Source organism: Streptomyces sp. NPDC028308, assembly GCF_055565855.1.
The window spans coordinates 110,285-133,512 of sequence record NZ_JBVHTO010000005.1; the positions used below are offsets into that span (position 1 = coordinate 110,285).

Below are 23,228 nucleotides of genomic sequence, written 5' to 3' on the forward strand. Positions count from 1 at the left end.
GGCGCCGGCCTTACGAACCAGGGCGGGCGCCGCTACGCGCCGTGCGGCGCCCGCCTGGGCCCGGGCGCGGCCCGGGTCACTCGTGTGCGATGGCCGCGAGCACGTTCATCCGTGAGGCCCGCAGCGCCGGGAGCAGCGCCGCGACGATGCCCACGACCGCCGAACCGACCACCACCGCCACGATGGTGCTCCAGGGGATCGCCAGCGCCGTCATGCCCTGAAGGGCGAGCACCTGCTGCACGCACAGCCCCCAGACCAGCCCGAGCGCCAGGCCGAGGACCGCACCGAAGACGGCGATCACCACCGACTCCAGGCGGATCATCCGGCGCAGCTGACGCCGGGCCAGCCCGATCGCGCGCAGCAGTCCGATCTCGCGGGTGCGCTCCACCACCGACAGGGCGAGGGTGTTGACCACTCCGAGCACGGCGATGACGATCGCGAGCCCGAGCAGCGCGTACACGAGGTAGAGCAGCACCGCGATCTGGTCGTGGATGAGCTTCTTGTAGTCGGCCAGATCGCGCACCTGCACCTGCGGATACGGATCGAGCGTCCGCTCCAGGCCCGCGCGCAGCCCGTCCGCGTCGGTGCCGGCCCGCGCGTTCACGTACAGCGCGGAGTCCTGCCCGTCGGGCACGTACTTCTCTATGGTCCCGAAGCCGAAGTACAGGCCGCCCTGCACGCCGAAGCCCTCGGCGGACTCCTGCGCGGTGAGGGCGGCCACCTCCAGCTCGGTCGTGCGCCCGCCCGGGAACTCGACGGGGACTGTGCCGCCGACGCGGACGCCGTGGTCCTCGGCGAACTCGGCGTCCATGCCGATGTGGCCGTCCGCGAGTGCCGCAGCCGTGTCGCCCCGGGCGTAGGTGATGTGGGCGACCTCGTCCAGCCGCGGCTCGTAGGCGGCGGCGGTGGTCTCGACGCGCTTGCCGTCCGGGAGCCGGACCGCCACGGGGGTGAACCGCTGCCGTACGACGAGCCCGGCGCCGTCGGTGGCGCTGACCTTGTCGGTGATCTCCTGGGGGAACGGCAGGAAGTTGCTGTTCTGCACCACGAAGTCGGCGCCCAGGGTCTTGTCGATCTGCTGGTCGAAGGACTTGCTCATGGACGCGCTCGCCACCGACATCCCGCCGACGAGGGCGAGGCCCACCATCAGGGCCGCGGCGGTGGCACCGGTGCGCCGCGGGTTGCGCAGCGCGTTGCGCTGGCTCATCCGGCCGACGGAGCCGAACAGGGCCGGGAAGGCGCCGCCCAGCACCCGGATCACGGGCCGCACCAGCAGCGGGCCGGCGATCACGGTGGCGACGAGGGTGAGGACCACCCCGAGCCCCAGCAGGGACGCGGCCGACGAGGTGTCGGTCGCCGTCACGCAGCCCACGAGGGCGGCGGCACCGGCCACGCCGACGAGCCCGCCCACGATCGCGCGCGTCCGCAACGGCCGTCCCACTCCCGCGATCTCCGCGTCGGCGAGGGCCGCCATCGGGGAGACGTGCGCCGCGCGGCGGGCCGGGAGGTACGCCGCCAGGAAGGTGACGCCGACTCCGACGACGTACGCGGAGACGGGGGTCGCCCAGCCGATCACCATCTCGGTGGACTTCAGGTTCATCCCGAACGCGCCCATGAGCTCGATCAGTCCGGCCGCCAGGCCGATGCCCGCGGCGAGACCGAGCGTCGAGCCGACCAGGCCGAGCAGCGTCGCCTCCGTCAGCACGGAGCGGCGCACCTGCCGCCGGTCGGCTCCCAGTGCCCGCAACAGGCCCAGTTCGCGGGTGCGTTGAGCGATGAGCATCGAGAAGGTGTTGACGATGAGGAAGACGCCGACCAGGACCGCGATCCCGGCGAAGCCCAGCATCACGTACTTGATCACGTCGAGGAAGCCGCCGAGTTCCTCGGCCGCCGACTCCGCCTCCTCGTCGGCCGTCTGCAACTCGTATTTGTCCGTGCCGAGTTCGGCGGCGATGCGCCGCTTGAGCGCGTCGTCGCTCACCCCCGGCTCGGCGGTCACGGCGATACTGGTGACCACTCCGGCGCGGCCGAGCAGCTTGGAGCGGGCGGTCGGCGTGTCGAGATAGACCAGTGCGGCGCCGGGGTTGGTGGTCGTGAAGGTGGCGATCCCGACCACCCGCACCTTGAAGGACCCGGGCCGGGCGAGCACCGTGAGCGTGTCGCCGATCCTCACGTGCTTGTTCTTCGCCGTGTCCGCGTCGAGGAGCGCCTGCCCCGCTCCCTCCGGCGCGTGCCCGGAGGTCAGTTTCACCGGGCTGCGGTCGGTGACGAACCAGTCGGTGGCGATGGTCGGCGCGCCCGTGGTGGGCCCGACCGACTCGTTCTCGCTGTCGACGACGGTGATGTTCTCGACCGACACGTCACCGTGCGTGGTCGCCACCCCGTCGATCCCGGCCACCCGGTCGGCGAGCGAGGCCGGCACGGTGGCGGTCGCCCCGGACGGGATCTGCGATGTCAGGTCGTCCCGGGGTGACACGGTCACGTCGGCGGACGTCGAGGCGAAGAGCCGGTCGAAGGTGCGGGTGACGGTGTCCGAGAAGATCAGGCTGCCCGCGACGAACGCGACGGACAGGATGACGGCCAGCGCCGAGAGCAGCAGCCGTCCCTTGTGCGCGAGGAAGCTCCGCAGTGTCGCCTTGAGCACGACCGCCTCAGTCCTTGTCGAGGGTGACGTCGCCGGAACCGCCGTCGGAGCGCCGGTCTCCGGGGGCGGACGGGTCGTCCGGATCCCGCTGCGCCACCACCGGCGGGGCACCGGCGGCGGCCGGATCGGTGAACGCGGAGCGGGCGGAGTCGAAGCGCTTCATGCGCTCCAGGACCGCCTCGGCGGTCGGCCGCGCCATCTCGTCCACGATCCGCCCGTCCTCCAGGAACAGCACCAGGTCGGAGTGGGCGGCGGCGCCCGGGTCGTGCGTGACCATCACGACGGTCTGCCCCAGCTCGTCCACCGCCTCGCGCAGGAAGCCGAGCACCTCCAGCCCGGCGCGGGAGTCGAGGTTGCCGGTCGGCTCGTCCGCGAAGATCAGCTCGGGGCGGGAGGCGAGGGCGCGGGCGCAGGCCACGCGTTGCTGCTGGCCGCCGGACAGCTGGGCGGGCCGGTGCTTGAGACGGTCGCGCAGCCCGAGCGTGTCGATGACCCGGTCCAGCCACTGCTGATCGGGCTTCTGGCCGGCGATGTCCATGGGCAGCGTGATGTTCTCGGCCGCGTTCAGGGTCGGGATCAGGTTGAACGACTGGAACATGAAGCCGATGCGGTCCCGCCGCAGCCGGGTCAGCTCGCGCTCCTTGAGCCCGGTGATCTCGGTGTCGCCGAGCCACACCTGCCCGGCCGAGACGGTGTCGAGCCCCGCCAGGCAGTGCATGAGCGTGGACTTGCCGGAGCCGGAGGGGCCCATGACGGCGGTGAACCGGCCGCGCGCGATCGCCACGTCCACCGAGTCGAGGGCGAGCACGGTCGTCTCGCCGGAGCCGTAGGCCTTGGTCAGACCGCGGGCGCCGGCCGCGATCCCGTCGGCCTCCGCCCGTCCTGGCGCGTGCTCCGCTGCGGGTGTGGACAAGGCCGCCTCCCAGACGTCCGACGTGCCGGTTCCATGTCGGGCAGAGCGTAGTGTGACCGGGGGCACACCCGGTATCCCCCCGAGGTGCCGGTCGTTCTCCGCCCCAGGTCGGGCCCCCGACACCGATGTAAGGGGCACTTTCCACCCCTGGGAGGACCTCAGGGGCCCCCTTGCCGCTGCTAGCACTTCGGCGCTAGCTTCGAGGTATGGCGAAGACCCAGCTGAACGTGCGGGTGGACGAGGGCACCGCCCGTGCCGCCCGCGAGCGTGCCCTGGAGCGCGGCATGAGCGTCAACCGCTACATCGAAGAGCTGGTCAGACAGGACACCGGCGAGGCCGGCCACACCTTCGTGGACGCCGCCGCCGACTTCATGAAGCAGTACGAGACCGTCTTCGCCGAGGAGTTCGGCGCGGAGCGTGAGGGCAAGCGCGAAGGTCGTCGTTGATCCGTTGAGCCATCTCAGAATCGATCTCGCCTGGCTCCTCATGATCGCCGAACAGAAGACGCCAGGAGATCCCCAGGTCACCGACTGGGGCGCACTCGTCGCCGCCGTCAGCAGGCACGAGGCGGAGATATTCGGCACCCCCGTCTACGACACTCCGCACGACCGAGCCGCGGCCCTGCTGCAACTCCTTCTGCACGTACCGGCGTTGGAGCGGTCCAACGCGCTGTTCGCGTCGGCCGTCGCGTACGCCTACCTCGTCGCCGGCGGCGTCAAGGTCGTCATCTCGCCCGAACAGGTCCGCGATCTCGCCCGGTTGGTGAAGAGCGGCGAGGCCACGGTCCAGGAGATCGCCCACGAACTGCGCCAGTGGAGCCTGTGAGCTGTCCCGTGCGCCCCGTCCGGACCGCCGCCCGGCACGCACGAGAAGCCAGGCAGCCGCGGGCCGTTCCCCTGTATCGGGACCTCTTCCCACGGCCCGGCCGCGAAGCCCGGGTCGCGTGGCGCTGCGAACGGGCCCGGTCCCGGGACGACCGGCAGCCGCCTCGGGACCCGGACGGACTCGCGGCTACGGAGCCTCGGCGGCCGTGAAAGCGTCCGCGTCCCACGTCCCGTGCAACCGGGGGGCCAGCCAACTCGGCGCCGCCGTGCGGAAGTCGGCGGGGGCCAGCGAACCCGCCCCGGCCGCGAGCGCCCCGAGCAGCGGCGCCCCGGACACCACGGGCAGGTCCGCGAGGTTGCAACGGCACGCCAGATCCGGGGAGTCGGGCCAGCTGCCGATCACCACGCCCGCGAGGTCGAGCCCGCGCTCGCGCAGGGCGAGGGCGGTGAGCTCGGTCGTGTTCAGGGTGCCGAGACCGGCCGAGGCGACGACCAGCACCGGCGCGTCCAGGAGCCGCGCCGCGTCCGCCAGCGTGCCGCCCGCCTCGTCGAAGCGGACGAGCAGACCGCCCGCGCCCTCGACCAGGACGAGGTCGTGCTCGGTGGCCAGCTTGGCCGCGGCCTCCGCCACCTGAGCGGGCCGTACCGGCGAAAGGCCGGCCCGGCGGGCGGCCGTGCCGGGTGCCAACGGCTCGGGGAACCGGGCGAGTTCGAGCGTCGTGACGCCGCCAGCGAGGCGCGCCGCCTCGTCGGCGTCGCCGCGCTCGTCCGGACCCACGCCCGTCTGGGCGGGCTTGAGCACCGCCACCGACCGGCCCGCCGCGACCGCCGCGGCGGCGACGGCGGCGGTCGTGACGGTCTTGCCGACCTCCGTGCCCGTCCCCGTGATCACCAGTACCGCTGTGTCCCGCATGTCATCCCTCCCGTGCCGCCGCGCACACCGCGCGGGCGATACGTTTCACGTCCGCGTCGCCGGTGACGTACGGCGGCATCGTGTAGACGAGGTCGCGGAACGGCCGCAGCCACACGCCCTCGCGCACGGCGGCCCGCGTCGCCGCCGCCATGTCGACGTCGTGGTCCAGCTGCACCACGCCGATCGCGCCGAGCACCCGCACGTCCCGCACCCCCGGCAGCTCCGCCGCCGGCGCGAGCCCGTCGCGCAGGCCGGTCTCGATGCGCTTGACCTCGGTCTGCCAGTCCTGCCCGAGCAGCAGGTCGATGGAGGCGCACGCCACGGCCGCCGCCAGCGGGTTGCCCATGAACGTGGGCCCGTGGGCCAGCACCGGGACCTCGCCGCGCGAGATGCCGTCGGCGACGCGCGCCGTGCACAGTGTCGCCGCCATCGTCACGTACCCGCCGGTCAGCGCCTTGCCGACGCACATCACATCCGGCGTCACCCCGGCCTGCTCGGCCGCGAACAGCGTGCCCGTGCGGCCGAACGCGGTCGCGATCTCGTCGAAGACCAGCAGCACGTCGTGGGCGTCGCACGCCTCGCGCAGCACCCGCAGATACTCGGGGGAGTGGAAGCGCATCCCGCCCGCGCCCTGCACCACCGGTTCCACGATCACCGCGGCCAGCTCGTCCGCGTGCCGCCCGATCAGCTCACGCAGGTGCTCGGCGTACGACTCCTCGTACGCGGCCGGGGGCGCGTCGGCGAAGACCTGGCGCTGGAGGACGCCCTGCCACAGCTCGTGCATCCCGCCCTCGGGATCGCACACGGACATCGGCTGCCACGTGTCGCCGTGGTATCCGCCGCGCCAGGTCAGCAGCCGCTGCTTGCCGGGACGGCCCAGCGAACGCCAGTGCTGGAGGCACATCTTGACGGCGACCTCGACCGAGACCGAACCGGAGTCGGCGAGGAAGACGTGCTCCAAGCCCTCCGGAGACATGTCGACAAGACGCTTCGCCAGCCGCACGGCGGGCTCGTGGGTGAGCCCGCCGAACATGACATGGCTCATCCGGTCCAGCTGGCCGCGCACCGCGTCGTTCAGGACCGGGTGGTTGTAGCCGTGGATCGCCGACCACCACGACGACATCCCGTCGATCAGCTCGCCCGAACCGTCGGCCATCCGCAGCCGCACGCCGCTCGCCGACTCCACGACGAGCGGCGTCTGACGGCCCGGCATCGGACCGTAGGGGTGCCAGACGTGCCGCCGGTCCAGGTCGAGCAGTTCCGGCACGGACAGCTCAGGCATTGGGCGCGAGGTCCGTTCCGGCACCCCGTCGGCGGACCGCGACGAGGTCGGTCCGCGCCTCGCTCGCCTGCGGCGCGGCGGCCGACCCGCAGACACCGCCGCCACCGCCGCCCTCGTGCGACCCGCAGCCCGCCTCGGCGTGCGACCCGCAGCCCGCGCCCTCGTGCGAGCCGCAGCCCGCGCTCTCCCGGGAACCGCACCCGCCGGCCGGCGCGCGGTGCTCGGGCAGCGTGACCTCGCCCGCACCCTCCACCTCGAAGCCGGCGTCCGCGATCATCTCCAGGTCGGCCTTGCCTGCCTGGCCCTCGCTGGTGAGGTAGTCGCCGAGGAAGATCGAGTTGGCCAGGTGCAGCGCGAGCGGCTGCATCGTGCGCAGGTGGACCTCGCGCCCGCCGGCGATCCGGACCTCGACGTCGGGGCAGACGAAGCGGACCATCGCCAGGATGCGCAGGCAGCGCTGCGGGCTCAGGTTCCACTCCTTGGCGAGCGGGGTGCCCTCGAACGGGATCAGGAAGTTCACCGGAACGGAGTCGGGGTCCAGCTCGCGCAGCGCGTAGACGACCTCGACCAGGTCCTCGTCGCTCTCGCCCATGCCCGCGATCAGGCCGGAGCACGCGGACAGTCCCGCCGCGTGCGCCTTCTGCACCGTGTCCACGCGGTCGGCGTACGTGTGCGTGGTCGTGATGTCCCCGTACGTCCCCTCGGACGTGTTCAGGTTGTGGTTGTAGGCGTCCGCGCCCGCCTCGCGCAGCCGCTCGGCCTGCCCGTCGGAGAGCAGCCCCAGGCAGGCGCACACCTCGACGCTCTCGTTCTGGTCCTTGATTGCCTTGATGGTGTCGGAGACCCGGTCCACGTCACGGTCCGTCGGACCGCGCCCGCTCGCCACCAGGCACACGCGCTTGGCGCCGCCCGCCAGGCCCGCCGCCGCGGCCTGCGAGGCCTCGTCGGGCTTGAGCCAGGTGTACTTCAGGATCTCGGCCTTCGAACCGAGCCGCTGCGAGCAGTAGGAGCAGTCCTCGGGACACAGACCGGACTTGAGGTTGACCAGATAGTTGAGTTTCACCCGTCGGCCGAACCAGTGACGGCGCACCTTGCCCGCCGCCGCCACCACGTCGAGCAGCTCGTCGTCGGACGTGGCCAGCACGGCCAGAGCTTCGTCCCGGGTCGGCAGCTCGCGCCGAAGCCCCTTGTCCACCAGCGTGTTCAGCAGGTCCATGAGGTCCGATCCTTGCCTATGCGACCGCCCGGGGCCAAGGAGAGTTTGCACAACAGAGACCGTTCGAGGTGTGGGTATTGCCACATCCTGGGCGGCGAGCCGGGCGGCTAGGGTCTGTGCACTGTCCACAAAACGACCTCATCAGGGCCCGGAGGCGCCAGCATGGCCGCATCGCCGTTCGCGTGGATCGACGAGCAGGCGGAGCACCGCCGCCGGGCGGGTCTCGTCCGCACCCTGCGCCCGCGCCCCGCCGACTCCCCGCTCCTCGACCTCGCGAGCAACGACTACCTGGGCCTCGCCCGCCATCCGGAGATCACGGAGGCGGCGGCCGAGGCCGCGCGGCGCTGGGGCGGCGGCGCCACCGGCTCCCGGCTGGTCACCGGCACGACGGAGCTGCACGGCGAACTGGAGCGGGAGCTGGCCGACTTCTGCGGCTTCGAGTCCGCGCTCGTCTTCTCATCGGGGTACGCCGCCAACCTCGCGGCCGTCACGGCGCTCGCGCCGCACGGCTCGCTGATCGTCTCCGACGCGGGCAACCACGCCTCGCTGATCGACGGCTGCCGGCTGGCCCGCGGCACGACACAGGTCGTCGCGCACGGCGATCCGGACGCGGTCCGCAAGGCGCTCGGCACCCACGAGGGGCCGGCCGTCGTCGTGTCGGACACCGTCTTCTCGGTGGACGGGGACGCGGCACCGCTGGCCGGACTCGCCGCCGCCTGCCGGGAGTACGGGGCCGGTCTCGTCGTCGACGACGCGCACGGCCTCGGCGTGCTCGGCGAGGGCGGGCGCGGTGCCGCGGAGGCGTCCGGTCTGGCGGGCGCGCCCGACGTCGTCGTCACCGTCACGCTCTCCAAGTCGCTGGGCAGCCAGGGCGGCGCGGTCCTCGGACCGGCCGCGGTGATCGACCATCTGGTCAACGCGGCCCGGACCTTCATCTTCGACACCGGCCTCGCACCGGCCGCGGCGGGCGCGGCGCTGGCGGCGCTGCGGCTGCTGCGCCGTGAACCGGAGCGGGCGGCACGTGCACGGCGGGTGGCGGGCACCCTGCACACCCGGCTGACGGCCGAGGGCCTGGAGGCGGTCCGGCCGGACGCCGCGGTGGTGTCGGTGCGCGCGCCGTCCCCGGAGCGGGCGGTGGCGTGGGCGGCCGGCTGCCGGGAGGCGGGTCTCGCCGTCGGCTGCTTCCGGCCGCCGTCCGTGCCGGACGGTGTCTCGCGCCTGCGGCTGACCGCCCGCGCGGACCTCGCCGAGGGACAGATCGAGCACGCCGTACGGGTGATCAGCCGGACGCGGTGAACGCCCCGGGGACCAGCCCGGTACGGCGAGGCGGGTGGTGCGGGGCTCAGCCCAGGGCGGCGATGAACCCCTCCCAGGCGGCCGGGGCGAAGAGCAGGGCGGGCCCCGCGGTGTTCTTCGAGTCGCGGACGGCGACCAGCCCGGCCCAGGGGCCCGGTCCCGGTCGCGCGGTCTCCACGCAGTTGTTCATCCCGGTGCTCCGGCTGCTGCGCAGCCAGCGCACGCCGTGCAGGGACGTGCTGGAAGGTACGTACCGAGGCAGTGCGGACATGAAGACTCCTCACGCGCCGTCACGTATCGCGGCGATGTAATCCACGGACTCCTCGGGCGAAAGGGCGTGGATCCGAAGGGTGTTGAAGGCCTCCGTATAGGCCTGGAGGTCTTCTTTCCGTTCGAGATGGAGGCTACTCGTCATGTGGTCAAGAACAACCACATCCAGATCAGAAGTGTTCGGAAATGAGAAGATTACGAAAGGCCCGGTGATTCCGATGTGGGCTCCGGTCGCGAAGGGGAGGACCTGGAGGCGCACGTGAGGAAGGTGCGCCGCCTCCAGCAGCCGTTCCAGTTGGCGTTCCATCACCGCAGGTCCGCCGACCGTCCGCCGCAGCACCGCCTCGTCGAGCACGGCGCTCAGTTCCAGCGGCGCATTCGAACACAGCACGTCCTGACGGGCCAGCCGTACCTCCACGAGCGTGTTCAGCTTTCCGTCCTCCAGCCCCTTCACGGCCGCCCGGGTGACCGCTCGGGCGTACTCGGGTGTCTGCAGCAGGCCCGGTACGACGGACGTCTCCAGCGTGCGCATGGTGCTGGCCTGCGACTCCAGACTGATGAAGTCCCGGTACGCAGGCGGGAGTACACCGCGGTAGGCGTGCCACCAGTGGTCGCGCCCGCCGCCCTCGGAGCCCGCCAGCCCGATCAGCAGCTCCCGCAGCCCGGGGTTCTGCACGCCGTAGGCGTCGAGGAGCCGGCGCACGTCCGGCGGCTTCGCCCCGCTGGTGCCGGTCTCGATCCGGCTCACCTTCGACTGGTGCCACCCGACGAGCCGGGCCGCCTCGCCGCTCGTGAGTCCCGCCCGGGTGCGCAGGGCGCGCAGTTCGGCGCCCAGCTTGCGGCGCCGCACCGCTGGACCGTGTCGCATGGCCGTCTCCTTCCGCCCGGTGAGCGGCGTTCACGGCGACGGTAGAGGATGAGCCCGGGACCCGGCCAAATGGGTTCGCTCGCCGCAGAGTTCACCGCTTCGAGCGACAGATATATGCATATCTTGGTGGATGGCGCCCGTGAGGCGTGCGGTGATGGCAGTCTGGCGCGAAGCACCAGTCCGGGACCGTACTCGAACCATCCGCTCCGTGTCGGACTACGGGTCCCGTGGGAAAGGGACGACGTCGCCATGGCAGATCACCAGGAAGCATCCGTCACTCTGCCGAGCGATCCCGCCTCGGTCTCCGCGGCCCGGAACTACGTCACCGGCGTGCTCGCCGAGTGGGGTCTGCCGGGTGACTCCGACATCGCCGAGACCGTACGCCTGATCGTGTCCGAACTCGCCACCAACGCCGTCCAGCACACCCTCGGGCAGTCCCCGACCTTCACCGTCGACGTCGTGCTCGACCGCGACGAGCAGCTGCGCATCGGCGTCACCGACAGCCACCCGCGCTTCCCGAAGCGGCTGCCCGCGGCCGTCCAGCAGGACAACGGCCGCGGTCTCGTGATCATCCGCTGGCTCACCGCCGAGTGCGGCGGAAAGATGAGCGTGCGGCCCACCCGGGAGGGCGGCAAGACGGTCGCGATCGAGCTCCCTTGGTCCCTCCCGGCCCAGCCGGTCACGGCGGGACAGGAACCTTGACGCGGCACCCGGCCACGCCGTCCCCGCGTACGCGTCGCGCGCCCCGTCCGGAGACGCTCCCCGCCGCCGGGGCCCTCAGGGCCGTCACCGGCGCCCCATCGGCCCGTCCTGCCCCTGTTTGCCCACCGGGGCCCCCTTCGCCCTCAGAGAGCGCCTTACGAGCCTGGGCAGGACGCCCCACAGCGTCACGCAGACGGCCAGCGTCCCCGCCGCCGCGGCGATTCCCGCCCCCCGCCCCAGCGTGACGTCCACGACGAGCAGCACGGAGCCGGTGAAGGCCAGCGTCAGGACGCACAGCCCTGCGGAGGCGAGAGCGGAGGAGACCCGCACGATGGTGGCCTTGGCGTTCTGCTGGAACAGCGACCGGTGCAGGGCGGCCGGCGCGACGAACAGGGCGGCGGCCAGCACGGCGAGGAGCAGCGTGGTGACGTACGTGGCGCGCTGCACCGTGTCGAGCGACGGGAACCGCTGGGTGAACGCCAGGGTCAGCAGGAACGCGAAGAGGATCTGCACGCCCGTCTGGACGACGCGCAGTTCCTGGAGCAGTTCGGCGAAGTTGCGGTCCGCGCGCTCCAGGGACGTCTCGTTCCGCGCGGAGTGAGGGTGTCGGTCGGCCATGGACGGACGTGTATCCGCTTCCGGCCCCGGTCACGCCCTCGGAGGGCGACGGCGACCGCCGCCGCCCTCTACGGGCGGGTCAGCCGACCCGGCCGTACCAGACGCTCTTCGTCCAGATCTTCGTGAGCTTCACGACCTCTCCGGTCTTCGGCGAGTGCCAGATCCGTCCCTTCCCGGCGTAGATGCCGACGTGGTAGACGTTCCGGCCCGAGTGGAAGAACACGAGGTCTCCGGCCTTGCGGTGCGAGGCGGAGACGTGATGGGTCTTGTTGTACTGCGCCGCGGCCGTACGAGGCAGCTTCTTGCCCGCCTTCTTGTACGAGTAGAGCGTGAGCCCGGAGCAGTCGAAGCGGCGCGGCCCCGTCGCGCCGTACTTGTACGGAGCACCCTTCTTGGAGGCCGCGATCTGGAGTGCCTTCGTCGCCGTCGAGGCCGCGGCGGCGTCGGATGCGACGCCGGGGACCACGAGGCTGCCGCCGACGGCGGCGATGGTGAGGGCCGAGGCCGTACCGGCCCGGGTCCACAGCGACGGGACACGATTGAGCGCAGTCATGCGCAACCCTTCGTCAGCCGCCTGTGAAGGATGACCTGTCGGATTCGGGCTGGCGAAGTTGCCCGGCCGCGGTGTGCGGCTTCACCCCAAGGACCACGCGGATTGCTCCGGCGGCCCGTCGTGCTGGGTCCTCCACTCCTGCCGATCCACTTCTGTCGACCGGTCATCCGGGCGGCGGCAGGACTCGGCGTCCGCCCGGACCGCCCCGCCGCTGCGGCGGGGGCTTGTCGTCGGAGGGATCTTCACTCATGGATGTCGGAAAATCCGAACGGAACCGGGGATTTGTGGGGTTACTCACCACTCACCCGTTCGGGTGGACACCCCCCATTTCGAACGGGGGTTGGGGGTGTCGACCATGCGCGCACCTGCGGCGGAACGCCTCATTCCGCCCTTGGTGTACGCGCGTTGCGCAACTCGGGAGGGCTGGAAAAAGGGGGCGCGTCTACGCCGTTGGGGGGTACGCCTTTTGGTGCGTTTGTGTCCCGGGCCGGACACCGCGCGCCGGCGGCGGGGACCGGCCCGGGATGGGGGTGCGTCAGTTGTCCGCCGGGGGCGGCAGGGTGACCCTGGCCGCTCGCCGCTCACCGTCCAGGACCCGCAGGGCCTGGGCCAGGGTCGGCGCGTGGACCTCGCTCTCGCCCCGCTGGTGCATCAGAGTGAGCGCGTCCCGCAGTGCGGCGGCTTTCACGACCAGCGCCTGGGCGGCCCGCAGGCCGCGGTAGGTGTCCCCGGGGCGGGCCGGATTGATCCGGCCCAGCAGGTCGACGACGTCGAGGTAACGGTCGATCAGCTCCGCCTCGGCGCGGGTCAGCGCGGGCAGGGGAGGCAGTTCGGGCGGCAGCATCGGCGCCTCACCTTCCGCCGGTCGCGGGGCGCGAGGACCGGTGGCGCGGCACGACCCGGTCGACCAGCCCGTACGCCACCGCCGCCGGGGCGTCCAGGACCGTGTCCCGCTCGATGTCGGCGGCGATCCGCTCCCGGCTCCGCCCCGTGTGCCGCGCGAGCAACTCCTCCAGCGTGTCGCGGGTGCGGGCCGTCTCCGCCGCGTGGATGAGCAGATCGCTCGCCTGCCCACGCACCGGCTCGGCGGCCGACGGCTGGCGGACGAGGACACGCGCGCCCGGCAGCGCGAGCCGCTTGCCCGGGGTGCCCGCGGCGAGGAGCACGGCGGCCGTCGACGCGGCCTGGCCCAGGCAGACGGTCTCCACGTCGCAGGACACCTGCCGCATCGTGTCGTAGATCGCCGTCATCGCGGTGAACGAGCCGCCGGGGGAGTTGATGTAGAGCGAGATGTCCCGGTCCGGCGCCCGGTGTTCGAGGTGCACGAACTGAGCCGTCACGTCGTTCGCCGACGTGTCGTCGATCGGCGTCCCGAGGAACACGATCCGTTCGTCGAGCAGCTTCGCGTAGGGATCCGGTGTCCGGGAGCCCGCGCCGGGGCGTCCGGTGAGGTCGGGCGGGACGTGGCGGGCGGACGGTTCGTTCATGGCTCGCGCCTCCTCTGAAGAACTCCTGTAAAAATGTACAGGGCGTACAGAAGGGGGCCGAGGTTCCTGGCTGACAGCGAAAAGGGGGAGCCGCGTGCCCGCCGGTCGAGTAAGGGCGGATCGCGCACCCTGAGGGGCCCGGAACCCCGGTCTAAGCTGGGGAACATGGCCTACGAGATTCCGGTGACGCAAGCCAGGGCTGAACTCGCCGATCTGATCAACCGCGTGGTGTACGGCGACGAGCGCGTCGTCGTGACGCGGCACGGGAAGCCGTTGGTCGCCCTCGTCTCGGCCGCCGACCTGGAGCGGCTGGAGAAGCTCCGGGCCACCGAGGACGAGCAGGTGGTCAGCGCGGTCTCCAACGTCCGCGAGATCAATCCCTCGCCTCGCGAGCGGCACCGCTTCGGCATCGCCGCCGAGCACCGCGGCCCCACTCCGTGACGCGCCCTCCGGACGCCCCACCGCACGGGTCGGCCGCGTCCCCCGTACGGGCGGGCCCCGCGCGGTGCGGTGGGCGCTTGCGCCTCGCCGGTACCGGTTCCCGTTCGGCCACCGGTCGCGTAGCTCGCGTATAGCCGGTTTCGGCGTGGTGCTGTGGGCGGTCCGCGTCTGGCCGGGTCATTCCGCCCGCACCGGCTTCTTCTCGGTCGCTGGACGCGTGGCCCCCTTACCGCGGGTTCCGCGCGGTGCGGTGGGCTGGCCGTGTCTCGCCGGTTCTGGCTCCCATTCGGTCGCCGGCCCCGTGCGGTGGCGGGCGCCGTCGAGCCCCGTAGGGCCGGTTCCGGCGTGGTGCTGTGGGCCGTCCGCGTCTGGCCGGGTCGGTCCGCCTGCCGGTGCCGGCTCCCGCCCGGCCGGGTCCCGCCCGGTGCGATGGGCCGTCCACGCTCGTCGGGTCAGCCCGCCGGTGCCGGCTCCTTCTCGGTCGCCGGTCGCGTGGCCCCCTTACCGCGGGTCCCGCGCGGTGCGTTGGGCGGCCGTGTCTCGCCGATCCCGGCTCCCCTTCGGGGGCCGGCCCCGTGCGGTGGCGTGCCGACCCCCGTACGGCCGGTTCCGGCGTGGTGCTGTGGGCCGTCCGCGTCTGGCGGGTCGGTCCCCCCTGCGGTGCCGGCTCGCCCGGCCACCGGTCGCGTGGCCCCAAGTGCAGCCGGTTGCCGCCGGTGCGGTGGGCCGTCCGCGTCTCGCCGGGTCAGCCCGCCGGAACCGGTTCCCTCTCCGTGGCCGGTCGCGTGGCCGTCCGGCGGCGCGTGAGGGACGCCCGGAGCAGCACGGCCCCGAGCCCCAGGGCGGCCCACCAGGTGAGCGTCAGCGCCGGCGTGGTCGCCGCGGCGCCGTCGAAGAACGACACGGAGCGCAGGAGCGACACCGCCGCGCCCGGCGGGAGCCACTGCCCCATCACGCCCACCGGCTCGGGCAGCAGTTCGGGTGCGGAGGCGGCACCCGAGAAGGGGTTGCCGAGCAGCACCACCAGCAGGGCACCCAGACCGATGCCGGGCGGCCCCGCGAGGGCGGCCAGACCGGCGACGGCGGCGCCCACCGCCAGGGTCGCCAGGCCGAAGGCGCCGGCCTCGGCCCACCAGTCGCCGGAGAGCGCCCCGAGCCAGCTGTGGACGAGAGCCGTCGCCACCAGGCCGACCAGGGCGGCGGCACCGACCAGGGACGCCACCGCACGGAACCCGCGCAGGCCGAGCAGCGTCACCACGGCGCCCGCCGCCACACCGGCCAGGGCCAGCGGCAGGACGGCGGCGCCCAGCACGGCGCCGCGCGGGTCGTCGGCGTCGGTGGGCACCACGTCCGTGACCGGGACCGCGGAGCCCTTCGGTGCCCGCTCCGCCATCGCCTGCTGGAGGAGCTGGGCGACGAGCGGACTCGCGGCGGACGCGGTGAGCAGCTCGGGTCCGTGCTCGGTGACGACCACCGCTCCGTATACGGTCCGGTCCTCGACGGCGCTCCGGGCGGCGGCCTCGTCGGGGTACCGGTGGACCTCGAACGCGCCCTCCCGGGACTCCAGTTGACGCTGCGTCTCGCCCGCGGCGGCGGCCGGGCCCGCCACGCCGACGGGGAGGTCGCGCGGGGCCGGCCGGGCGGAGGGCCAGGCGAAGGCCCAGAGCGCGAGAGCCACCAGGACCGGCACCAGCACGACGACCGCGACCATACGGCGGCCCTGCGGCACCGGCGGCGAGGTGGCGGCGGAAGGGGTGGTGGGCGGGGCGGACATGGTCTTCCTCGTTTCCACTGGACGGGGCGGGGAGTCCCGGTACCGGGCCCGGGCGCCGAAAATAAAAAGAATGATCGTTCGTTTTACCGAACGCCCACACTGTCGGACGGCGTCGGCGCCTTGTCAAGAAGGAACGTTCGTTTTACGTTGTCGGCCATGGCCCGTGTATCCCAGGAACACCTCGACGCCCGCCGCCGGCAGATCCTCGACGGCGCGGCGCTCTGCTTCGCACGCAACGGCTTCCACGCCACGTCGATGCAGGACGTCCTCAAGGAGGTCGACCTCTCCGCCGGGGCCGTCTACCGCTACTTCAGCGGCAAGGACGAGCTGATCGGCGCCATCGTCACCGAGGTGCTGGACGAGGTCAGCGCCACCTTCGAGGAGGCCGCCCGGCAGAGCCCGCCCCCGCCGCCCGACCTTCTCGTCGGGCAGGTCCTCGAACAGGTCCTGGGCGCGAGGCCCGCACTGGTCGACGACGGTGCCCTCGCCCTCCCGCGCCTCGTCGTCCAGGTGTGGACCGAGACGCTGCGCGACGAGGAACTCGCGGCGATACTCCTCCGGGGCTACGACAAGGTCCGGGCCGTCTGGGTGAGAGTCGTCGAGGCGTACCAGGACGCGGGCATGATGCCGGCCGACGTCCCGGCTGAGAGCGTCGCCCGGACGATGATCGCCCTGGCGCAGGGATTCGTCGCGCAGATGGCCCTGTTCGGCGCGACACCCGCCGGAGTCGCGCAGGAAGGACTCAGGGGCCTGATGAGTATGGGGGAGCCCAGCTCGCGGTCATGACCTGATCAAGGGCTGGTTAACGTAGCCGAAACTCCGTCCAACTAGCCTGCCGATCCACGCCACCAGGGGTTTCCGTATCCGGAGCGGGCACGATCACGCCATCTGCCTGTGTGTTACACCTATCCTGTCGCGGTGGCTGCGGCAACCGGACCCCGCACGGTCCGGAGCGAGACTGTGAGGTGGGACGCCGTGCAACTGACCCCGCACGAGCAAGAGAGGCTGCTGATCCATGTGGCCGCCGACGTCGCCGAGAAGCGCCGGGCCCGCGGGCTGAGACTGAACCACCCCGAGGCCGTCGCCCTCATCACGTCGCACATCCTCGAAGGCGCGCGCGACGGCCGCACCGTCGCCGAACTCATGTCCTCGGGGCGCAAGTTGCTCACCCGCGACGACGTCATGGAGGGCATCCCCGAGATGATCCACGACGTGCAGGTCGAGGCGACCTTCCCGGACGGCACCAAGCTCGTCACCGTCCACGACCCGATCGTCTGACGGGGGAGCGGCCCGATGATCCCCGGAGAGATCCTGTTCGCCGACGGACCCGTCGCCTTCAACGAAGGCCGCGAGGTCACCCGGCTCACCGTCCTCAACGCCGCCGACCGCCCCGTGCAGGTCGGCTCCCACTACCACTTCGCCGAGGCCAACCCCGGTCTTGACTTCGACCGCGCCGCCGCGCGCGGCAAGCGGCTCGACGTCGCCGCCGGCACCGCCGTGCGGTTCGAGCCCGGGATCCCCGTCGAGGTCGAACTCGTCCCGCTGGCCGGTGCCCGCGTGGTGCCCGGACTTCGCGGTGAGACCGGAGGTGCCCTCGATGCCTGAGCTGTCACGGGCCGCGTACGCCGACCTGTTCGGCCCCACCACCGGCGACCGGATCCGGCTCGCCGACACCGATCTCCTCGTCGAGATCGAGGAGGACCGCTGCGGCGGCCCCGGACGCGCCGGGGACGAGGCGGTGTTCGGCGGCGGCAAGGTCATCCGCGAGTCCATGGGCCAGTCCCGTGCCACCCGCGCGGACGGCACCCCGGACACCGTGATCACCGGGGCCGTGATCATCGACCACTGGGGTGTCGTCAAGGCCGACGTCGGCATCCGCGACGGCCGGATCACCGGCATCGGCAAGGCCGGCAACCCCGACACCATGGACGGGGTCCACCCCGACCTGGTCATCGGCCCCGAGACCGAGGTCATCGCGGGCAACGGACGGATCCTCACCGCCGGTGCCATCGACGCGCACGTCCACTTCATCTGCCCGCAGATCGCCGACGAGGCGCTGGCCTCCGGCATCACCACGCTGGTCGGCGGCGGCACCGGACCGGCCGAGGGGTCGAAGGCCACCACCGTCACGCCCGGTCCCTGGCACCTGGCCCGGATGCTGGAGGCGATGGAGCGGTACCCGCTCAACATCGGCTTCCTCGGCAAGGGCAACACCGTCTCCCACGAGGCGATGCTCTCCCAGATCCGCGGCGGCGCCCTCGGTCTCAAGCTGCACGAGGACTGGGGCTCCACGCCGGCCGTCATCGATGCCTCGCTCACCGTCGCCGAGCGGACCGGCATCCAGGTCGCCATCCACACGGACACCCTCAACGAGGCCGGGTTCGTGGGCGACACCCTCGCCGCGATCGCCGGGCGCGGCATCCACGCGTACCACACGGAGGGCGCGGGCGGCGGGCACGCGCCGGACATCATGACCGTGGTCTCCGAGTCCCACGTGCTGCCCAGCTCCACCAACCCGACCCGGCCGTTCACCGTCAACACCGCCGAGGAACACCTCGACATGCTGATGGTCTGCCACCACCTCAACCCGGCCGTCCCCGAGGACCTCGCCTTCGCCGAGTCCAGGATCCGGCCCTCCACCATCGGGGCCGAGGACGTCCTGCACGACCTGGGCGCCATCTCGATCATCTCGTCCGACTCGCAGGCGATGGGCCGGGTCGGCGAGGTCGTCATGCGGACCTGGCAGACGGCGCACGTGATGAAGCGCCGGCGCGGGGCACTGCCCGGCGACGGACGCGCGGACAACCACCGCGTACGCCGCTATGTCGCCAAGTACACGATCAACCCCGCCCTCGCGCAGGGACTCGCCCGTGAGATCGGCTCCGTGGAGAGCGGCAAGCTCGCCGACCTCGTGCTGTGGGAGCCCGCCTTCTTCGGCGTCAAGCCGCTCCTGGTCATCAAGGGCGGACAGATCGCCTACGCGCAGATGGGCGACGCCAACGCCTCCATCCCCACCCCGCAACCGGTCCTGCCGCGGCCGATGTTCGGGGCGATCGGGCGGGCCCCGGCCGCCAACTCGTTCAACTTCGTGGCACCGCTGGCGATCGAGGACGGGCTGCCCGAGCGGCTCGCGCTCGGCAAACGGTTCGTGCCCATCGAGTCGACGCGGGCGGTGACGAAGGCCGACATGCGGGAGAACGACGCGCGCCCGCGGGTACGGGTCGACCCCGACAGCTTCGCCGTGCACATCGACGGGGAGCTGGTCGAGGCGACACCGGCGGCCGAACTGCCCATGGCCCAGCGTTACTTCCTCTTCTGATGACCCGCGCGGCACTGCTCGTCCTGGCCGACGGCCGCTTCCCCGCAGGCGGGCACGCCCACTCGGGCGGCGCGGAGGCGGCCGTCAAGGCCGGACGGATCACCGGGGCGGCGAGCCTGGAGGACTTCTGCCGGGGCCGGCTGCACACCACGGGCCTGGTGTCGGCCGCCCTGGCCGCCGCGGCGGCGGCCGGAGCCGATCCGGGGGAACTGGACTCGGCCGCGGACGCCCGTACGCCCTCGCCCGCGCTGCGGGTGGCCGCGCGACGGCTCGGACGGCAGCTCGTGCGGGCCGCGCGGGCCGCCTGGCCGAGTCCCGAACTGGACGCCCTGGCACGGCGGTTCCCGAAGGGCGCGCACCAGCCGGTCGTCCTCGGGCTCGCGGCCAGGGCCGCCGGACTGGGACCGGAGGACGCCGCCCACTGCTCGGTGTTCGAGAGCGTGAGCGGTCCGGCGACGGCGACGGTCCGGCTGCTGAGTCTCGACCCGTTCGAGGCCACCGCCGTCCTGGCCCGGCTCGCTCCCGAGCTGGACCTGGTGGCCCGGGCGGCGACGGACGCGGCCCGGCGGGTGCTCACCGACGGCACCGACGCCCTGCCGGCCGCCTCCGCCCCGCTGCTGGAGATCGGGGCACAGGCCCACGCGGCCTGGTCCGTACGGCTGTTCGCCTCGTGAGCCGGCGACCCGCGTGACCTGGTGACCCGGCGAGCCCGACTCGGGTGACCCGGTCACCCGGTGCGCGAGTCCGCGTCCCCCGCCGCCCCTGCCCGACCCGTCGTCCGAGGTTCCGCATCCCGGACGCCCTGCCCCGTACCGATCCGCACGGACCCGCCCGCCGGCCGGACGCGCCGTCCGTGCCGGAACGCGCCCACACGCACTTGGAGCCGCTCATGCACCTCGACCACTCCCACCACCACGACGGGCCCGCGGCCGTCGGAGCCGACGCCCACCGGGCCGACGGCAGCCGGCGCGCGCTGCGCATCGGGCTCGGCGGGCCCGTCGGCTCGGGCAAGACCGCGACCGTCGCCGCGCTCTGCCGGGCGCTGCGCGACGAGTTGTCCCTCGCCGTCGTGACGAACGACATCTACACGCGCGAGGACGCCGAGTTCCTGTTGCGGGAGGCCGTCCTGCCGCCCGAGCGGATCGCCGCCGTGGAGACCGGGGCCTGCCCGCACACCGCGATCCGGGACGACATCTCCGCCAACCTGGAGGCGGTCGAGGACCTGGAGGACGAACTGGGGAGCCTGGACCTCATCCTGGTCGAGTCCGGCGGGGACAACCTGACGGCCACCTTCTCCAAGGGCCTCGTCGACGCGCAGATCTTCGTGATCGACGTCGCCGGCGGTGACGACATCCCGCGCAAGGGCGGACCCGGGGTGACCACTGCCGACCTGCTCGTCGTGAACAAGACGGACCTCGCGCCCCACGTCGGCTCCGACCTGGGGCGGATGGCCGCCGACGCCAAGGCGCAGCGGGCCGAACTCCCCGTCGTATTCCAGTCCTTGAGGAGCGAGGCCGGGGTGGCGGACGTCGCGGCGTGGGTGCGCCGGCAGTACGCGGCGTGGACGGCATGACAGGAGTACGGGCCACCGCGCGGATCGAGGCGCGCGCCGACGGCAGAGGCGGCACGTCCCTGCCGGTGCTGGAGGGCGAGGGCCCGCTGGCGCCCCGCCGTACGCGCGCCCACGGCTCCGAGGCGCGCGTGATGATCGTCGGCGCGATGAGCGGCCCGCTGGGCGGCGACCACCTCACCGTCGAGGCGACGGCCGGCGAGGGTGCCCGCCTGCACGTGGGGTCGGCCGCCGCCACCATCGCCCTGCCGGGCCAGGCCAAGGGCGAGGCGCGCTACGACGTCCGGCTCACCGTCGCCGCCGGGGGTGAACTGCGCTGGATGCCCGAGCAGTTGATCTCCGCGAACGGCAGCGAACTGCACGTCTCCTCCCGCGTCGACCTGGCCGTCGGCGCCCGGCTCGTGTTCCGCGAGGAGCAGGTGCTCGGGCGCGCGGGTGAGGAACCGGGGCGGCTCACCAGCCGTCTCACCGTGCGCCTCGGCACGAGGACCGTGCTGGACCAGGAGTTGTCCTGCGGGCCCGGTGCACCCGGCGGCTGGGATGGCCCCGCCGTGCTGGGCGGTCACCGCGCGCTGGGCCAACTCGTCGTCGTACGACCCGAGTTCGAGGAGCGGCCGGAGGAGCCGCGACTGTTCGGGGAGAGCGCCGCGCTGACTCCGCTCGCCGGTCCCGCGGTGCTCGTGAGCGCCCTCGCGCCGGACGCGCTGAGACTGCGGCGGACGCTCGACGAGGCGCTGCGCGCACTGGGCTGACGGGGCCTGCCCCGCTCAACGGAGCAGCGCGCACCGGTTATCGGATTAGTAAAGAAGCCACGTGGCCTCTGTTCTCAGGGGTCTCACAGCAGAAAGGATCCCCGTACCAATCGCAACGATGTACGGGGAGGTCCCACTTGAGTGGTATCAGACCGACGAGGCGGGTGGCCGCGCTCGGTTCGGCCGGAGCGCTCGTCACCGCGACCCTGATAGCCGGAGCCGTCGCGGCGCCGTCGGCCGCGGCCGACGCCCGGCACGGTCAGGACCGGCAGGCCAGGGGTGCCGCGATCGCGGCGGCCAAGGCCGCCAAGGCCGGGATCGACTGGCAGGACTGTCCGGCGGACTGGGGCTTCGCCAAGCCGATCCAGTGCGGCTGGGTCACGGTGCCGCTCGACTACGCGCGTCCCAACGGCAAGCAGATCAAGCTCGCCGTCGACCGCATCGGGAACACCGGTACCAAGGAGGAGCGCCAGGGCGCCCTCGTCTACAACCCGGGCGGCCCCGGCGGCTCGGGCATGCGCTTCCCGACCCGGGTCACCAACAAGAACCCGATCTGGGCGAACGCCGCGAAGGCGTACGACTTCGTGGGCTTCGACCCGCGCGGCGTCGGCCACTCGGCCCCCATCTCCTGCATCGACCCGCAGGAGTTCGTCAAGGCGCCGAAGGCCGACCCGGTCCCGGACTCCGAGGCGGACAAGCGCGCCCAGCGCAAGCTCGCCGCCGAGTACGCGGACGGCTGTGCCGAGCGCAGCGGCGACATGCTGCCGCAGATGACCACGCCGAACACCGCGCGCGACCTGGACGTCATCCGGGCCGCCCTCGGTGAGAAGAAGCTCAACTACCTGGGCGTCTCCTACGGCACGTACCTGGGCGCCGTCTACGGCACGCTCTTCCCGGGCCACGTCCGCCGCATGGTCGTCGACAGCGTGGTCAACCCCTCGCGGGAGAAGATCTGGTACGAGGCCAACCTCGACCAGGACGTCGCCTTCGAGGGCCGCTGGAAGGACTGGGAGGACTGGGTCGCGAAGAACGACGCGACCTTCCACCTCGGTGACACCCGTGCCGAGGTCCAGGAGCAGTGGCTCAAGCTGCGCGCCACCGCAAAGAAGAGCCCGCTCGGCGGCGTCGTCGGACCGGCCGAGCTGATCGGCTTCTTCCAGAGCGCCCCGTACTACGACTCGTCGTGGGTTCCGATCGCGACGGTGTTCAGCAAGTACGTCGCCGGCGACACCCAGGCGCTCGTCGACGCCGCGGCCCCGGACCCGTCGGACATCGCCGGCAACAAGGCCTCGGAGAACAGCAACGCCGTCTACACCGCGGTCGAGTGCACCGACGCCAAGTGGCCCACCAGCTGGCAGAAGTGGGACCGGGACAACACGCGGCTCAACAAGGACTACCCGTTCATGACGTGGGCCAACGCGTGGATGAACCTGCCGTGTGCCACCTGGCCCGCCAAGCAGCAGACCCCGCTGAACGTCCGGACCGGCAAGGGTCTGCCGGCCGTCCTGATCGTGCAGTCCACGAATGACGCCGCCACCCCGTACGAGGGCGCCGTCGAGCTGCACAAGCGTTTCAAGGGCTCCCGCCTGATCACCGAGAAGGACGCGGGCTCGCACGGTGTGACCGGCCTGGTCAACCCGTGCATCAACGAGCGGGTGGACACCTACCTGCTCACGGGCAAGACCGACGCGGCCGACGTGACGTGCGCTCCGCACGCCACGCCCAAGCCGTAACAGCGCCCGGTTCACGACGAGGGGGCGGCCGGTACTCCGGCCGCCCCCTTCGC

The 23,228-nt window shown here is 72.6% G+C and carries 25 protein-coding genes and 1 riboswitch; of the genes, 13 read left to right on the top strand and 12 right to left on the bottom strand.

Annotated elements, in window-relative coordinates:
• Positions 1-76 precede the first annotated feature (76 nt).
• Positions 77-2,644 carry an ABC transporter permease gene (locus ACZ4VA_RS13035; RefSeq protein WP_468081215.1) on the bottom strand — a complete coding sequence of 856 codons (2,568 nt, stop codon included), beginning with the start codon at positions 2,642-2,644 and terminating at the stop codon, positions 77-79.
• A gap of 7 nt (positions 2,645-2,651) precedes the next feature.
• Positions 2,652-3,557 carry an ABC transporter ATP-binding protein gene (locus tag ACZ4VA_RS13040; protein WP_356238733.1) on the bottom strand — a complete coding sequence of 302 codons (906 nt, stop codon included), beginning with the start codon at positions 3,555-3,557 and terminating at the stop codon, positions 2,652-2,654.
• A gap of 206 nt (positions 3,558-3,763) precedes the next feature.
• Here ACZ4VA_RS13040 and ACZ4VA_RS13045 point away from each other — a divergent pair, with 206 nt between their 5' ends.
• Together ACZ4VA_RS13045 and ACZ4VA_RS13050 are read left to right on the top strand one after the other, a co-directional pair.
• On the top strand, positions 3,764-4,003 hold the full coding sequence (locus tag ACZ4VA_RS13045) for a toxin-antitoxin system HicB family antitoxin (RefSeq protein ID WP_355780445.1): 240 nt from the start codon (positions 3,764-3,766) through the stop codon (positions 4,001-4,003).
• A gap of 4 nt (positions 4,004-4,007) precedes the next feature.
• A complete protein-coding gene (locus ACZ4VA_RS13050) occupies positions 4,008-4,382 on the top strand; it encodes a fic family toxin-antitoxin system, toxin component (RefSeq protein ID WP_355780443.1) in 375 nt (124 codons plus the stop codon).
• A 186-nt stretch (positions 4,383-4,568) separates the two neighbouring features.
• On the opposite strand, the gene bioD is transcribed toward ACZ4VA_RS13050, so the two are convergent.
• Genes bioD through bioB form a run of 3 tightly spaced genes read right to left on the bottom strand, consistent with a single transcriptional unit; the run spans position 4,569 to position 7,792 of the window.
• Positions 4,569-5,294: a dethiobiotin synthase gene (gene bioD, locus ACZ4VA_RS13055; protein WP_356164642.1), complete on the bottom strand. Its 726-nt coding sequence runs from the start codon at positions 5,292-5,294 to the stop codon at positions 4,569-4,571.
• Between the two features lies 1 nt (position 5,295).
• Entirely contained in the window at positions 5,296-6,576 is a 1,281-nt protein-coding gene (locus ACZ4VA_RS13060; RefSeq protein ID WP_388904777.1) for an adenosylmethionine--8-amino-7-oxononanoate transaminase, read from the bottom strand.
• Positions 6,569-7,792: a biotin synthase BioB gene (bioB, locus tag ACZ4VA_RS13065; protein WP_468081219.1), complete on the bottom strand. Its 1,224-nt coding sequence runs from the start codon at positions 7,790-7,792 to the stop codon at positions 6,569-6,571. The genes ACZ4VA_RS13060 and bioB overlap by 8 nt, the downstream gene beginning before the upstream one ends.
• A 162-nt stretch (positions 7,793-7,954) precedes the next feature.
• On the opposite strand from bioB, the gene ACZ4VA_RS13070 reads away from it, so the two are divergent.
• Entirely contained in the window at positions 7,955-9,088 is a 1,134-nt protein-coding gene (locus ACZ4VA_RS13070) for an 8-amino-7-oxononanoate synthase (protein ID WP_355787409.1), read from the top strand.
• Between the two features lie 46 nt (positions 9,089-9,134).
• On the opposite strand, the gene ACZ4VA_RS13075 is transcribed toward ACZ4VA_RS13070, so the two are convergent.
• Together ACZ4VA_RS13075 and ACZ4VA_RS13080 are read right to left on the bottom strand one after the other, a co-directional pair.
• Complete coding sequence (locus ACZ4VA_RS13075; RefSeq protein WP_355787412.1) at positions 9,135-9,359, bottom strand: DUF397 domain-containing protein; 225 nt, start codon at positions 9,357-9,359, stop codon at positions 9,135-9,137.
• Between the two features lie 9 nt (positions 9,360-9,368).
• Complete coding sequence (locus ACZ4VA_RS13080; RefSeq protein WP_355787415.1) at positions 9,369-10,226, bottom strand: helix-turn-helix domain-containing protein; 858 nt, start codon at positions 10,224-10,226, stop codon at positions 9,369-9,371.
• A gap of 249 nt (positions 10,227-10,475) precedes the next feature.
• On the opposite strand from ACZ4VA_RS13080, the gene ACZ4VA_RS13085 reads away from it, so the two are divergent.
• Complete coding sequence (locus ACZ4VA_RS13085; RefSeq protein ID WP_355787418.1) at positions 10,476-10,928, top strand: ATP-binding protein; 453 nt, start codon at positions 10,476-10,478, stop codon at positions 10,926-10,928.
• 84 nt (positions 10,929-11,012) lie between these two features.
• Here the strand turns inward: ACZ4VA_RS13085 and ACZ4VA_RS13090 are convergent, their stop codons facing one another.
• The 4 genes from ACZ4VA_RS13090 to ACZ4VA_RS13105 form a co-directional block, all read right to left on the bottom strand.
• Positions 11,013-11,546, bottom strand: a complete 534-nt coding sequence (locus ACZ4VA_RS13090) for a DUF6328 family protein (RefSeq protein WP_355787420.1) — start codon at positions 11,544-11,546, stop codon at positions 11,013-11,015.
• Between the two features lie 79 nt (positions 11,547-11,625).
• The gene (locus ACZ4VA_RS13095) at positions 11,626-12,099 is read right to left on the bottom strand and encodes a C40 family peptidase (RefSeq protein WP_355787422.1); all 474 of its coding nucleotides are present in this window, start codon (positions 12,097-12,099) and stop codon (positions 11,626-11,628) included.
• Positions 12,100-12,102: 3 nt separating this feature from the next.
• Positions 12,103-12,267, bottom strand: a riboswitch (cyclic di-AMP (ydaO/yuaA leader).
• Between the two features lie 367 nt (positions 12,268-12,634).
• A complete protein-coding gene (locus tag ACZ4VA_RS13100) occupies positions 12,635-12,943 on the bottom strand; it encodes a hypothetical protein (protein ID WP_356164631.1) in 309 nt (102 codons plus the stop codon).
• A gap of 7 nt (positions 12,944-12,950) precedes the next feature.
• Entirely contained in the window at positions 12,951-13,586 is a 636-nt protein-coding gene (locus ACZ4VA_RS13105) for an ATP-dependent Clp protease proteolytic subunit (protein WP_468081224.1), read from the bottom strand.
• Between the two features lie 165 nt (positions 13,587-13,751).
• Here ACZ4VA_RS13105 and ACZ4VA_RS13110 point away from each other — a divergent pair, with 165 nt between their 5' ends.
• The gene (locus ACZ4VA_RS13110; RefSeq protein ID WP_355779370.1) at positions 13,752-14,027 is read left to right on the top strand and encodes a type II toxin-antitoxin system Phd/YefM family antitoxin; all 276 of its coding nucleotides are present in this window, start codon (positions 13,752-13,754) and stop codon (positions 14,025-14,027) included.
• A 745-nt stretch (positions 14,028-14,772) separates the two neighbouring features.
• Here the strand turns inward: ACZ4VA_RS13110 and ACZ4VA_RS13115 are convergent.
• Complete coding sequence (locus tag ACZ4VA_RS13115; RefSeq protein WP_356164627.1) at positions 14,773-15,801, bottom strand: ABC transporter permease; 1,029 nt, start codon at positions 15,799-15,801, stop codon at positions 14,773-14,775.
• A gap of 156 nt (positions 15,802-15,957) precedes the next feature.
• Between ACZ4VA_RS13115 and ACZ4VA_RS13120 the strand changes: the two genes are divergently transcribed.
• From ACZ4VA_RS13120 to ACZ4VA_RS13155, 8 genes are all read left to right on the top strand, one after another.
• Positions 15,958-16,587 (top strand): TetR/AcrR family transcriptional regulator, encoded by a 630-nt coding sequence (locus tag ACZ4VA_RS13120; RefSeq protein WP_355785195.1) that lies wholly within the window; start codon positions 15,958-15,960, stop codon positions 16,585-16,587.
• 189 nt (positions 16,588-16,776) lie between these two features.
• On the top strand, positions 16,777-17,079 hold the full coding sequence (locus ACZ4VA_RS13125) for an urease subunit gamma (RefSeq protein ID WP_028808600.1): 303 nt from the start codon (positions 16,777-16,779) through the stop codon (positions 17,077-17,079).
• 15 nt (positions 17,080-17,094) lie between these two features.
• Entirely contained in the window at positions 17,095-17,406 is a 312-nt protein-coding gene (locus ACZ4VA_RS13130) for an urease subunit beta (protein ID WP_355785192.1), read from the top strand.
• Positions 17,399-19,120, top strand: a complete 1,722-nt coding sequence (locus ACZ4VA_RS13135) for an urease subunit alpha (protein ID WP_356164624.1) — start codon at positions 17,399-17,401, stop codon at positions 19,118-19,120. The genes ACZ4VA_RS13130 and ACZ4VA_RS13135 overlap by 8 nt, the downstream gene beginning before the upstream one ends.
• The gene (locus ACZ4VA_RS13140; protein WP_356164622.1) at positions 19,120-19,794 is read left to right on the top strand and encodes an urease accessory protein UreF; all 675 of its coding nucleotides are present in this window, start codon (positions 19,120-19,122) and stop codon (positions 19,792-19,794) included. The genes ACZ4VA_RS13135 and ACZ4VA_RS13140 overlap by 1 nt, the downstream gene beginning before the upstream one ends.
• Positions 19,795-20,009: 215 nt before the next feature.
• Complete coding sequence (gene ureG, locus ACZ4VA_RS13145; RefSeq protein WP_355794774.1) at positions 20,010-20,693, top strand: urease accessory protein UreG; 684 nt, start codon at positions 20,010-20,012, stop codon at positions 20,691-20,693.
• On the top strand, positions 20,690-21,442 hold the full coding sequence (locus tag ACZ4VA_RS13150) for an urease accessory protein UreD (RefSeq protein ID WP_468081229.1): 753 nt from the start codon (positions 20,690-20,692) through the stop codon (positions 21,440-21,442). The genes ureG and ACZ4VA_RS13150 overlap by 4 nt, the downstream gene beginning before the upstream one ends.
• Positions 21,443-21,579: 137 nt before the next feature.
• Positions 21,580-23,175, top strand: coding sequence for an alpha/beta hydrolase (locus ACZ4VA_RS13155; RefSeq protein ID WP_356164620.1), 1,596 nt, complete (start codon positions 21,580-21,582; stop codon positions 23,173-23,175).
• The last annotated feature ends 53 nt before the right edge of the window (positions 23,176-23,228 follow it).